At 67.0% G+C, this 12,357-nt stretch carries 11 protein-coding genes; 5 read left to right on the top strand and 6 right to left on the bottom strand.

The genetic code is table 11. From position 1 onward, the window contains the following. Positions 1–225: 225 nt before the first annotated feature. Complete coding sequence (locus CXR29_RS06730; RefSeq protein WP_101553809.1) at positions 226–387, bottom strand: DJ-1/PfpI family protein; 162 nt, start codon at positions 385–387, stop codon at positions 226–228. A gap of 808 nt (positions 388–1,195) precedes the next feature. Then, on the bottom strand, positions 1,196–1,918 hold the full coding sequence (locus CXR29_RS06725; RefSeq protein WP_101553808.1) for a TetR/AcrR family transcriptional regulator: 723 nt from the start codon (positions 1,916–1,918) through the stop codon (positions 1,196–1,198). Between the two features lie 87 nt (positions 1,919–2,005). On the opposite strand from CXR29_RS06725, the gene CXR29_RS06720 reads away from it, so the two are divergent. Next, positions 2,006–3,763 (top strand): oleate hydratase, encoded by a 1,758-nt coding sequence (locus tag CXR29_RS06720; protein ID WP_101553807.1) that lies wholly within the window; start codon positions 2,006–2,008, stop codon positions 3,761–3,763. A 199-nt stretch (positions 3,764–3,962) separates the two neighbouring features. Further along, positions 3,963–4,253 carry a uracil-DNA glycosylase family protein gene (locus CXR29_RS17455; protein WP_206516261.1) on the top strand — a complete coding sequence of 97 codons (291 nt, stop codon included), beginning with the start codon at positions 3,963–3,965 and terminating at the stop codon, positions 4,251–4,253. A 10-nt stretch (positions 4,254–4,263) separates the two neighbouring features. Here CXR29_RS17455 and CXR29_RS06710 read toward each other — a convergent pair whose 3' ends face one another. From CXR29_RS06710 to CXR29_RS06695, 4 genes are all read right to left on the bottom strand, one after another. Continuing rightward, entirely contained in the window at positions 4,264–5,196 is a 933-nt protein-coding gene (locus CXR29_RS06710) for a DUF2254 family protein (RefSeq protein WP_240811967.1), read from the bottom strand. Positions 5,197–5,301: 105 nt separating this feature from the next. After that, a complete protein-coding gene (locus CXR29_RS06705) occupies positions 5,302–6,162 on the bottom strand; it encodes a 3-hydroxyacyl-CoA dehydrogenase (protein ID WP_096162048.1) in 861 nt (286 codons plus the stop codon). A 125-nt stretch (positions 6,163–6,287) separates the two neighbouring features. Then, the gene (locus tag CXR29_RS06700) at positions 6,288–6,689 is read right to left on the bottom strand and encodes a hypothetical protein (RefSeq protein ID WP_127364193.1); all 402 of its coding nucleotides are present in this window, start codon (positions 6,687–6,689) and stop codon (positions 6,288–6,290) included. 367 nt (positions 6,690–7,056) lie between these two features. Then, positions 7,057–8,091, bottom strand: a complete 1,035-nt coding sequence (locus CXR29_RS06695) for an MFS transporter (RefSeq protein ID WP_241241626.1) — start codon at positions 8,089–8,091, stop codon at positions 7,057–7,059. Positions 8,092–8,341: 250 nt separating this feature from the next. On the opposite strand from CXR29_RS06695, the gene CXR29_RS06690 reads away from it, so the two are divergent. The 3 genes from CXR29_RS06690 (at position 8,342) to CXR29_RS06680 (ending at position 12,281) form a co-directional block, all read left to right on the top strand. Next, positions 8,342–9,433, top strand: a complete 1,092-nt coding sequence (locus CXR29_RS06690) for an IS630 family transposase (protein ID WP_009881631.1) — start codon at positions 8,342–8,344, stop codon at positions 9,431–9,433. Positions 9,434–10,136: 703 nt separating this feature from the next. After that, the gene (locus CXR29_RS06685; RefSeq protein ID WP_029152152.1) at positions 10,137–10,442 is read left to right on the top strand and encodes a helix-turn-helix domain-containing protein; all 306 of its coding nucleotides are present in this window, start codon (positions 10,137–10,139) and stop codon (positions 10,440–10,442) included. Between the two features lie 393 nt (positions 10,443–10,835). Beyond that, complete coding sequence (locus tag CXR29_RS06680; RefSeq protein ID WP_240812105.1) at positions 10,836–12,281, top strand: RNA helicase domain-containing protein; 1,446 nt, start codon at positions 10,836–10,838, stop codon at positions 12,279–12,281. Positions 12,282–12,357: the final 76 nt, after the last annotated feature.

Here is a 12,357-nt window from a genome sequence, read left to right as displayed (position 1 = left end):
TGGTTGTCCTGAGGTGGGACGTGGGCCGAGATCCTCGAAGGGCCAGCGCGTCCGCGATCGGTGCTGGCTTACTGCGTGGGGCATCGGTCGAGTTGGAAGACGGCCCGGACGCAGCCGTGCTACTTGTTCTTGGTACCGAGGTGCCGGGTGTCGAGCTGCTAGTCAGCCCCGCCTGCGCCATGTGGCGTACCGGGCTGCTCACGAGCAGTTTCCGGCGTCAGTGGACTAAACAATACTCCCACGACGGAACAAAAAGAAGAGATCATCGGGTGAGCGGCTGGTGGCCAGGTCCCCGTCTCGGGCCGCCTCTTGGTCCACCACGTTCGCGACGGTGTTGCGCAGGTCGGTGCGGATGCTGGGGAATGAGGTCAGGGTCCAGCCGGTCACGAGACGTCATGGCCCTGCCCGGACTTCCCGACCACCCCGCCTTACGCCCCCGCTCGCCAGTACTGGCCGCGGCCCCGCGCGATGCTCGGCGGGCCGCAGACCTCGTTCCTGCTGCCCGCGCCAACCGAACCCGGCGGCTACCTGCGCGTCATGGCTCTGGGCATGCCTCAAGACGCTCCCCGCCACCTGAGCCTGGTCGTCGTGCTCTCACCCTGCGAGGACCTACACGGGCTAGCCTACCGCGAGCTCGAGGTTCTTCGCCTGCTGATCGCCTGTCGAGAGGCATCGAACATTTCACAGGACACGCGGCGAACTCTTCGCCGAACCGGATGATCAGCGGGGTCTGCGAAGAATAGTCCTCGCCTGCTGGCGGGTACCGTCGTCGCCGGTCAGTGCATCTGGGACGGCTCCAGGTCGATGCGCACCTCGACCAGCTTGTAACCGTAGAACTCGTCGGCGGAGTTCCTGTTGCGGTTGCCCAGCGCCTCATTGCGAGCCATGTTCTTCTCCTCTCCGCCGTGCTACAGAAGTGCTACCAGACGGCGTGTCGCTACGTGATTCTGTAGCACGAGTTAGGCCTCTGACCTGGGGTTTAGACATTGAAGCGGAACTCGACCACGTTCGGTAGCCGAATAACCTTTGACGTAGATTGACTCCACGAGTGCTGCCCCCGCCCTGCTGGGCGAGGACCTGACCGTGGGGTCCTACACGACCCCGGCGGTCGCGCGCCTGCCGGCCGCGCGGTGGGCAATCGCGGCGGCGCCGGCCGGTGCCAGCGGCGGCCCGAACGGCCCGGACGGCTTCCGGATCACCGGGCGGCGCCCGCCCCCGCCACCACGAGGTCGATGAGCCTGCGGAGCACAACATCGACGTCCTCGCCGTCGATGCGCCCCTGCCGGGAGCGGTTGAGCTCGGCCAGCACCCCGGCGACGATGAGCCGGGCGCCGGTTGCCGCAGCCGCACCGGGCTCCTCGCCGGCAGTGCCTGTCGCACCGTCCCGCGCCGCTCCGATAGCACCGGAAGCGTCGGCCTGACCGTCCTGCAGGCGCGCGGCGATCTGCTCTTCGAGGCGATCGACGTGGTCGAGGACCCGCCGGCGATGCGGCATGTCCGCACCGAAGAGGATCTCGCGGGCGACCCACGTCGCAAGCTCGGACCAGCGCCGCATCGCGGTGACGAGCGGCGAGATCAGCTCCGCGATCCGGTCCGCGGTCTCCCCGCCCGCCGTCGCGGCGCCGGGCGCGACGAACGCAGAGAGCGAAGGGGTGGTCGTCGCGCGCTCGTGGGCTCCCCAGAGCGCATCGACGACCATCATGAGCAGCTCGACCTTCGTCGCCGCGTACTGGAAGACAGTGCCCTCGGCCACATCCGCCGCGCGCGCGACCTCGCTCATCGAGGTCCGCTCGAAACCGCCCTCCTCGAACAGTGCGCGCGCCGCGGCGAGGATGCGGGCGCGCTTCTCCGCCTTCGCCCGCTCGCGCCTGCCCAGCGTCGCCGAGGGCGCCAGCTCCGTGTCATCCCGAGTTTCCATGCGGCCATTGTAGTCGACTCAATTCTGAGTACACTCAATATTGAGGCCGGGTGATCGGCATCCGGCACGCGATGGGAAGGATGGATCATGCAGCACACGGCAGGTAACTACGAGGCGTTCGCGCGTCCCCGCCCCGCACAGCACGCGCAGGAGACGAAGGCCTACATCGTCGGCAGCGGGCTGGCCGGGCTCGCGGCGGCCGTCTTCCTCATCCGCGACGCCGGGGTCCCCGGCGCCAACGTCACGATCCTCGAGAAGGGCGAGATCGCCGGCGGTGCGCTCGACGGCCTCGACGTCCCGGAGAAGGGCTTCGTCATCCGCGGCGGCCGGGAGCTGGAGAACCACATGGAGTGCCTGTGGGACATGATGCGCTCCATCCCCTCCCTGGAGCTCGAGGACGCCTCCGTGCTCGACGAGTTCTACTGGCTCAACAAGGACGACCCCAACTACTCGCTGCGCCGCGCCACCGTGCGCCGGGGCGAGGACGCCGGCCACGAGGGCCGCTTCGACCTGCCGAAGCGGGCGCAGAAGGACCTGTTGAAGATCTTCCTCGCCGAGCGTGCGGAGATGGAGGGCAAGCGCATCGACGAGGTGATGGGCCGCGAGTTCCTCGACTCGCCGTTCTGGATGTACTGGCGGACGATGTTCGCCTTCGAGGAGTGGCACTCCGCGCTCGAGTTCAAGCTCTACCTCCACCGCTTCATCCACCACATCGGCGGGCTGCCCGACTTCACGGCGCTGAAGTTCACGAAGTACAACCAGTACGAGTCCTTCGTCCTGCCGCTCATGCACTACCTCACCGAGCACGGCGTCGTCTTCCGCTCCGGCACCGAGGTCCTCGATGTGGACTTCGCCCACCGCAACGGCGAGATCCGCGCCACCGCGATCCGCTGCCGCCGCGACGGCGCCGAAGAGACCATCGAGCTCGGCGAGCACGACCTCGCGCTCATGACGATCGGCTCGCTCGTGGACAACTCCGATGACGGCGACCACCACACGCCCGCAGCCCTCAACGAGGGCCCGGCCCCGGCCTGGGACCTGTGGAAGCGCATCGCGAAGAAGGACCCGGCGTTCGGGCGCCCGGAGGTCTTCTGCTCCTCGATCGAGGAGACGAAGTGGGAATCGGCCACCGTCACGACGCTCGATGAGCGCATCCCCGCCTACATCGAGCGCATCGCCCAGCGCGATCCGTTCAGCGGCCGCGTGGTCACCGGCGGCATCGTCACCGCCGAGGACTCCTCCTGGCTGCTGAGCTGGACGGTCAATCGCCAGCCGCACTTCAAGAAGCAGCCGAAGGATCAGATCGTTGTCTGGGTCTACGGTCTGTTCGTCGACGTCGACGGCGACTACGTGAAGAAGCCCCTGGCGCAGTGCACCGGCGAGGAGATCACCCAGGAGTGGCTCTACCACCTGGGCGTGCCCGTCGAGGAGATCCCCGAGCTCGCGGCGACCGGCGCCCGGTGCGTGCCGGTCATGATGCCCTACGTGACGAGCTTCTTCATGCCCCGCCGCGCGGGTGACCGGCCGCAGGTCGTGCCGGAGGGGGCGGCGAACTTCGCGTTCCTCGGGCAGTTCGCGGAGACCGGCCGCGACACGATCTTCACGACCGAATACTCGGTGCGCACCGGCATGGAGGCCGTCTACGAACTCCTCGACGTGGAGCGCGGCGTGCCGGAGACCTGGGGCTCCACGTACGATGTGCGCGACCTGCTCGAGGCCTCGGCGCGCATGCGCGACGGCAAGAAGGTGGAGATGCCCGGCCCGGCCGCTCTGCGCGGCTACCTGCGCGGCAGGCTCGAGCACGGGGAGATCGGCCAGCTCCTCGAGGAGCACGGTCTCATCTGAGCCCCGCCCACCGCGGGTGCGCCTCGGGCCCGGCCCCGAGGCGCGCCTAGGCTGTTCCCATGTCGCCCACCGCTCCCCTCGGCTCCGAATCCCGCCTGCCCGCCGCCTGGCGGCCCTGGCGCCGGCCCTCGCCGCTGGCCGAGCGCGGCCCACGCCGGCCCAGCTCGCCGCGGCGGCGGACGGCCCGGCTCGCGACGACGTGCCGCCGCTGCCCGGCGATGCCGAGTCCGCGGGCCTGGTGCGCCTGCTCATCGTGGACATCACCGCATGCCGTCAGGCCTTCGACCGTCCCGGTGCGGTGCTCGGGGTGCAGCCGGTGACCGATGAGTCCGGGGCGCCGTGGGTGCCGGGGTGGCCGGACGGGGTGGCCCTGTGGGCGCTGCCCAACCCCAGCGGGCTCAACGTCCATGAGACCGCCGCGACGCTGGCGCAGAAGTGGCGGGAGGTGTGGGCGGCCATCGGCGCCCCGCCCGCCTCCCTGCGGGGCTGAGCCGCCGCGCTCAGGCCGGCGGAGCCTCGGGCTCGGGGGCCTGCTCGGCGCGCGCCGCTGTGCCGAGCGCCCGGCCCAGGCCCTGCGGATCCGCGCAGCCGGCCAGCCTGCGGTCGAGCGGATCGGGCCACCAGCGCTCGAGCCCACGGTGAAGCGCCGCGCGGCGCTCGAGCAGGGCCGCTCGCTGCTGGAGCTCGCACCGCCCGGCGAGCGTGTCGAAGAGCGCCCGCAGCCGCCGCTGGATCTGGACGCTGCCGGTGCCGTACTGGCGGATCTCGTCGGTGGCCGCGGCCACGTACTCGGCCCAGCTGCGCGTCCATTCGCGCAGCACCGACGCGTCGGGGTGGGCGGCCAGGAGCGCCTCGCGCTTGGCGATGTCCGGGCCGGGTTCGGCGAGGATGTCCTCGATCTCCTCGAGCGCCTGGGCGGCGCGGCTGGGATCGTTGACCGCGGGCGAGAGCGCCTTGAGCGCGATGTCGACCATGGCGCGGATCGCGCCGAAGGGCCCGCTGGCGGGCGCGAGCACGTCGCCGAACGCCAGCGCCGATTCGAGCGCGCGGCACTGGGCCCGGCCCACCGGCGCCGAGGTCCGGAAGAGGAACCCGCCGCTCGGCACGGGGGTGCCCAGGCTGGGCACGAGCTCGATGCGCATGCCCCACGCACCCTCGCAGTCGAGCAGGCGCGGGATGTTGACGGCGAGCACAACGTCCCCCCGCGGGGCGCGGCGGCGCCGGCGCACCGCGACCGTGTGCGGCGGCGCGAGCGCGCGGTCGAGGGCAGGCAGCACGGCGCCGAGGGCGAGCAGGAAGAGGCGCAGGGGGATGCCCCACATCGTGGGCACGCGGACCTGGCGGCACATGGCCGCCCATTCGCGGCGGTCGGCGGCGGTCTCCCGGCGGGCCGGGCCCGCCTCGGAATCGCCGTCCCTCAGCGCTGCACCCACACGGACCTCCTCGCGGGGCCGCCCGGCGGCGCGACCGCCGCACCCGTGGCGCGACAGGGCTAGCCTACCGAGCGCGGCCCACCTCCACCACAGAGCGGGCGGGACTCAGCCCTGCGGGTCGTCGTAGAAGCCGCCGCCCGCGCCGGCGCCCATGCGGCCGCGGTCGATGTAGTGCTCCTTGAGCCAGGCGGCGAGGCGCTGGCTGTGCTCATCGCCGCTCGAGAGGATGTTGTAGGCAGTGCCGAGGCCCACGACGTCGTAGATCTGGAACGGTCCCATGGGCGCGCCCGTGGCTATCCGCCAGACGTTGTCGACGTCCTCTGGCTGTGCGTAGCCGCCCGCCGCCAGGTCGAGGGCCGCATTGAGGAAGGGCACGAGCAGCGAGTTGAGCACGTAGCCGGGGCGCTCCTTGAGCACGGGGATGGGCACCATGCCGATGGCGCGGGCGAACTCCACGACCGTGTCGAAGACCGCGGGGCTCGTCTCCGCCGTGCCCATGACCTCGGCGGTGTTGAACTTCCAGATCTGGTTGGCGAAGTGCAGGGCGAGGAAGCGGTCGGGCCGCCCCGTGAAGTCCTTCATGTCGCTGGGCAGCAGGGTCGAGGAGTTCGTCGCGAAGATCGTGTGCTCGGGGGCGAGCGCCGCGAGCTTCTCGTAGGTCTCGCGCTTGATGTCGAGGCGCTCCGGGACGGCCTCGATGATGAGATCGGCATTCCCCGCGGCCTGCGCGAGGTCCGTCGTCGTCGCCAGGCGCTCGAGCGCTGCCTGCGTGCTGGCCTCGGTGGCGCCCTCGACCTCGGCCCGGTAGGCGGTGACGAGCGCGTCCAGGCGCTTGCGGCCGGCACTCAGGGCCTCGTCGCCGATGTCGTAGACGGTGACGTCGAAGCCGGAGTAGGCGGTCTGGTAGGCGATCTGGGCGCCGAGCACTCCGGCGCCCAGCACGGTGACGCGGGCAATGTCGCTCATGGTGTTCCTCCTCGATGGGCCGCCGGGGCGGCAGCCGCGCAACCTGCGCGCCTATTTTCGAGCTTACTCATTTTTCCGCGCTCGGCAAGGGCGGGGCCCGGCGCCCGCTCCCCTCGCGTCCGGGGCTACCTCCGCAGCGCGCGGCGCACGAGCGCGGCGGCGAACCGCGCCCGGTCGGCGGGGGCAACCAGCCCGGCCAGCGCCTCGGGCTCGGCTGGCAGCCTCGCCCGGCGCGCGCCCTCGAGCGCCTTGGCATCGAAGACCGGCGGGAGGGACCAGATCCCCTGGACCTCGCGCAGGAAGATCTGCGCCCCGGCGGGCCCGATGCCGGGAAAGGCGCGCAGCAGGCGGCTCAGGGCCGCGGGCTCCGCGTGCCCCGCTACACGCAGCCGGCGCAGGTCACCGCCGTAGTCCGCGAGCAGGTGCTCGGACATGCGGCCCAGGCTGGTCGCAGTGCTCTCGTCGTAGCGGCGGTAGCCGGCGCGGCCCAGCGCGGCGACGCGCTGGCGGTGCGTCGAGGCGCGCATGTGCGCCGGGGGTGGTGAGGCCGGCGTCCCACAGCTCACGCGCGGCGGCCACCGCGATGTCCGCCCCATCGTGGTCCCTTCACAGTGGAGCAGGTCCATCGGAATCTTAGCTATGGCCACCGACAACGAGAGACGTGTTCGGGGCGCAGAAGGCATCTATGGACCTATCGCCAGACGTTGGATCGGAACACTCAGACCCCTTGCCCGCAGGGCCCAAGCAACACAACCCCTGGTCAGGCCGGCTCCCTATACGTTGAACCGGAACTCAACCACGTCGCCGCAGATAGCAACCTCTGATTGAACCGGTTTCGCAACGGCGGCAGAGAAGCCTCCGCGCGCTAGACCACACCACGCACAAACATACGGTTCAGTCGGTATCGATGGTCCGGACGACGGCGAGAGCAAAGCCGGCGCAGATCACGAACACCGCACCACCCATCGCCACGGGCAACGCGAGATGCACGCCAGCGAGAAGCCCGCCGATTAATGATCCAAGGGCAAGGGCGATCAACCCAAGGACGCGCGACGCGGCATTGACCCGCCCGAGGAGCGCATCTGGTACGAGACGCTGGCGAAGCGACGTCGCACAGATCCCCCACACCACGGCGTGGAGAATATAGATCGCCAGTAGCACCGAGGCAACCACTGCATTGCCAGTTACAGCGAGGGCCAGCAATGAGGCGGCCCCGGTGAGCAAACTTGCAAAGATCGTCCAGCGGTAGCCGATCCGCGAGCGGATACGAGCTGTCGCGAAGGAGCCGACGAGCCCACCGAGCGCGGACACGGCCAAGATGAGCCCGTACCCAACGCCATCGACCCCCAGCTGCTCCTGAGCGAAAATGACGAGGATGGAGAACGGAAGCATGTAGCCGATGCTCGCCAAGGCTCCAATCAATGCCAATCCCCCGACGAGGCGGTGGTGCGCGAGCCACGTTACTCCCGCCACGGCTTCTCGCCATACCGAGGCGCGCGCCGTGGGCGCAACCGCCTCAGATGGTCTGCCCCGATGCACGGGTAGTGCAAGCGCGATCAAGCCCGCAGCTGCCCAAAGCCCGCCCATTGCGTAGACGGGGGCAGCTGCAGCGATCGCGAAGAGGAACCCGCCGAGTGGCGGACCAGCGAATTCGTCGGCTATGAGTTGCGCGGCCGAGATCCGACCATTTGCCGTGTCCAGCTTGCCCTTCTGGACAAGGCCGGGAACGAGAGAGACCGCGGCGTTATCAGCAGCGCTCTCGAGTGTGCCGATGACCGCGTAGGCGGCGTAGAGGAGGACGAGACCTCCGACGCCCAATTGCACGCAGAGCGCGAGGGCGATGACGGCAATTCCTCGGAGAATGTTCGCAGCGATCAGGATTGAGCGGCGGTCGACACGATCGACCCATACGCCGATCGGCAGAGCCACGAGTAGGCGGACGAGAGCGTACAGCGATCCAGCGTGGATCGTCGGTAAGCGAGGCTACCAGCAGCGGGATCGAGACGAACGCCAAACCGTCAGCCAGGTTCGACGCGGCGTTCGCTCCCCACAGGACACGAAAAGAACGACCAAGGGACACACACCCCAGAATACCTATCGCACCGCCACCAGCGGCTCATGGGAGCGAGCTGCTAGTGTCCTGCGCCGTAAATTCGTGTAAGAAGTTGTAGAATGGAGTATGCCTCGCACCGGTCGTCCGAAAGCTGAACTGATCCTCACCGATGAAGAACACCAGACGTTGACTCGCTGGTCCCGTCGGCGCAAGTCCTCACAAGCCCTTGCTCTGCGCTCACGAATCATCCTCGGCTGCGGGCAGGAACGATCAAACAAGGAAGTCGCCACCAGCCTCGGCTGCACGCCCGCGACTGTGGCCAAATGGCGGAACCGATTCATTGCCGACCGACTCGATGGTCTCGTCGACGAACCACGCCCAGGTAGACCCGCCACGATCACGGCCGAGCAGGTCGAGGACGTCATCACCTCAACCCTGGAACAGACACCGAAAAACGCCACCCACTGGTCACGGGCGCAGATGGCCGAACGCAGCGGACTATCGAAATCGACGATCGGACGGATCTGGAAGGCCTTCGAACTCAAACCCCACCGCGCCGATGGGTTCAAACTCTCCAACGACCCTCTCTTCGTGGAAAAGGTCTACGACATCGTCGGCCTTTACCTCAATCCACCCGAGTCCGCTGTCGTGCTCAGCGTCGATGAGAAGTCCCAGGTCCAAGCGCTGTCTCGGTCCCAGCCGGCGTTTCCGATGATGCCGGGCATGCCGGAGAAACGTACCCACGATTACGCCCGCCACGGCACGACGAGTCTCTTCGCAGCGCTGAATGTCGCCGATGGAACCGTGATCGCCTCGACACACCGCAAGCACCGCGCGATCGAGTTCAAAAAGTTCTTAACCAAGATCGACAAACACGTTCCAGACCACCTCGACATCCACGTCGTGTGTGACAACTACGGCACGCACAAACACCCGTTGGTGCGGAACTGGCTGGGCAAGCATGAGCGGTTCCATATTCATTTCACGCCCACGTATTCGTCGTGGATCAACCAGGTCGAGAGGCTCTTCGCTGAAGTCACCCGCGAACTCCTCCAGCGCAGTGACCACCGAAGCGTGCAAGCCCTGGAGAAAGACCTTCGCGAGTGGGTTAAGGCGTGGAACGAGGACCCGCAACCATTCGTGTGGACGAAAACCGCGGAAGAGATACTGGAATCTCTCTCACGACTAATGCAACGAACTACCGGCGCAGGACACTAGCGGGACGAAATCACTCGCACTCTAGCGGATCGAGACCTGCCCCAGTGAACCAAAGCGTTGTTGGATAACCGACTTATGAGTCAGACAGATTTTTGAGTCAGCGCACCTTCCGCGAGATCGCGGGTCGAACAACTTGAACCCGCCGCAGAACTGCCCAGCCGAAGCCACTCGCCAGAGACGCTACCGCAACGCGACAACGAGAATCGGCCTCTGCGAGAGCTCCGCAGAGACCGATCAAAGTCCCAGGTCAGCGGGACAAACGCTTAGCACCTGATGGTAAAGCGGAACCTGTCCATCGAACCCAACCGGAGGCCGAGAAGATAAAACCCCTGGTCAGAGGCCCTAACTAGACATTAAATCTAAATTCGACCACGTTCCGGACAGCACTACCGTCTCGAATGCTCGGGCTTGACCTTGCTTGACAGGTCGGATAGGATCGCGACAAGCCTTCTGAGATCGCGAGAGCAAGATCAACGAAGGGGGATCACCCCACGTGGGCTGTGTCGAGCAGCGCGTAGTCAGCACCGGGTAGCACCGGGAACCACGTCGAGATTCAGATTTAGACGACCCGGCAGGGAGTGACTTCTCCCGTAAGGCACGGAGGTCCGGAAGGGCCCAGTGGAGCATCGCGCACGGCGACCGGGAAAGTAGCCGGACAACTATTCCCCCCGTCTCCGGACAGATATTTCTGTCTGGAGTTCTCATGGGGTACACCACTCCTCCCAAGTCAAACCTGTCCCACTACATCAGCCTGACTGAGGCTGTCCAGCTCGGGTATGGCGCGTATCAAACGCTTCGTCGATACATCGCCGATGGCAGGCTGCCCGCTGTCAAGGTCGGCGGCCGTGTCAAGGTCCTACGCACTGATCTCGATGCGCTCGCTGTACCGACACGCGCCAGCGGCTTCGAGTCCATCGAGTCCGCCGTCGAGCGGATCGTAGCGTCTGCTCCCCCGTTGTCGGATGAACAGGTCCGCCGTCTGCGCGCTCTCCTTGGCGGTGCCAAGTGAGTACTGCACAGGCATCCGTCGTGGGCGGCGTCCACCGCGAGCCCTGTTATCGCGTGCTTACCCAGCGCCGCAGCCAGTGCGGTTGGGGTGCCAGTGAGGAACATACCGGGAACGATGTGCTGTGGGATATCTCTGCGACTAAGAGTTCTGTGGAGCTTAAGCAGGAACACTCCACCTACGGGCGCGGCGAAGGGCTTGTAGATTCGCCGCGCCTTGCCGCAACCAGCGTGTTCCCGCCGATCCCGCCGCGTGGAGCAGCCGTTCATGGCACCTCACCGTCTGGGGTACAGCGGGGGGAACATCGGGGGTACATCGGTCTGCCTGCGAGCGCCGATGCTCCCCGGCTCCGGGGTGATCGCTATGGCGCGTAAGGCAGCGAACCCGACTCTGGTCATGCTGGTGCAGCAGATCAAGCCCGAGTGCTGGCAGCACTCGACTGATCCGGTGTTCGCCGGCCTGTTGGAGCAGGCGCACGCAGCGAACGGTCGCCCGAAGGATGATCCTTCGCGCGTCGATGCGCTACGTGCGGCTGCCGCGTCGTTCTCGCAGTACTTGGTCGTGCTGCTGGAATCTGTCGGTCTCGTGATCGAAGAGGCTCACTGCATCCTGCACGGTGACGATACTCAGCTGGGCTGGGATGATGCGACCGCTTCGATGGTCGAGGTGCCGAAGTACCTGCACCTGCATCTGCTGTTGAAGTTCAAGAGTCGCGAAACCTCGGCAGCGGTCGAGAAGCTGGCCGCGATTCTGGGAGTCGAGGTCCAGTACGTTGAACTCGACAAGTCGCGCGGCGGTGCGCCTGTCGAGGTCTGCGGCAAGAAGATCACCCAGCAGCACGACAACGGCTTGGCCTATCTCACGCACGTGAAGTACCCCGACAAGTTCCAGTACCCGCCGGAGCAGGTCGCCTCGGTACGGGGCATGGAATATCAGCAGGTGTACCGCGAGCGGTATCCGGCGTGGCGGAAGGGCCGCGCTCATGTCAAGGCGAAGCGGGCGAAGCTGGAGTTCGAGCCGTTCCGGGAGATGGTGCTCCAGGGTGAACTCACGCGTGACCAGATCATGCTCACCGATGAGTACTTCGATATCTATTCACGGCATCAGCGGGAGATCGATGATGCGTTGTCGGCCTACGGGCAGCGCCGTGCTTACCGTGCGGCGGCGAAGCTGCGTGCCGGTGCTTTTTCGACCCAGGTCGTCTTCATCCATGGCGAGGCCGGGGTCGGCAAGACCAGGTTCGCGAACGCGTTCATCCAGGAGGCGATCTCGTGCGCCAAGGGACACGGGGAGCGGTGGCAGGTCTACCGTGCCGCGACAACAAACCCGCTCGATGACTGGCGGGGCGAGGAGATCATGCTGCTTGATGATCTGCGGGCCTCGGCTATGGATGCCAACGACTGGCTACTTCTGCTCGATCCGCACAATGCCTCGCCTGCTCGGGCGCGGTACAAGAACAAGGGTGAGGTCGCTCCCAGGCTCATCGTGATCACTGCGACCATCGAGCCGGTCGAGTTCTTCTTTTTTGCCCGTCAGAAGGGCAATGTCGATGAAGCGCTCGATCAGTTCATCCGCCGCTTGCAGTCGGTGGTGCGGGTCTTCCGGGAGGATGACATTCTCCGGTACCTGGTGCAGCCCGTAGTCAAGGGCGATCCGTACAAGCGCGCCATCTCAACGAAGCAGGCAAGTGGCTACACCAGCTTCGAGGTGTTGTCGCTGAGCTACGGCCCGGCAGGCGGTGGCGCTCACGACGCTGGCGCTGCTGTCGACGAGTTGCTGGATGGGCTCGCCGAGCACAGCCGTGACGTGCCGTTGGCGCTCACCACCGGGGGTACGGCATGAGTGCGGTCGCCGCGACCTTGCAGTCGATTCGTCGTCGCCCAGGTGGGGCGACGGCGGATCGCTGCATCGAGGTCCG

Source organism: Brevibacterium linens (assembly GCF_003999335.1).
GTDB classification, from domain to species: domain Bacteria; phylum Actinomycetota; class Actinomycetes; order Actinomycetales; family Brevibacteriaceae; genus Brevibacterium; species Brevibacterium linens.
The sequence above is the reverse complement of the archived record's forward strand: the minus strand, read 5'-3'. Positions and strand labels throughout refer to the sequence as shown.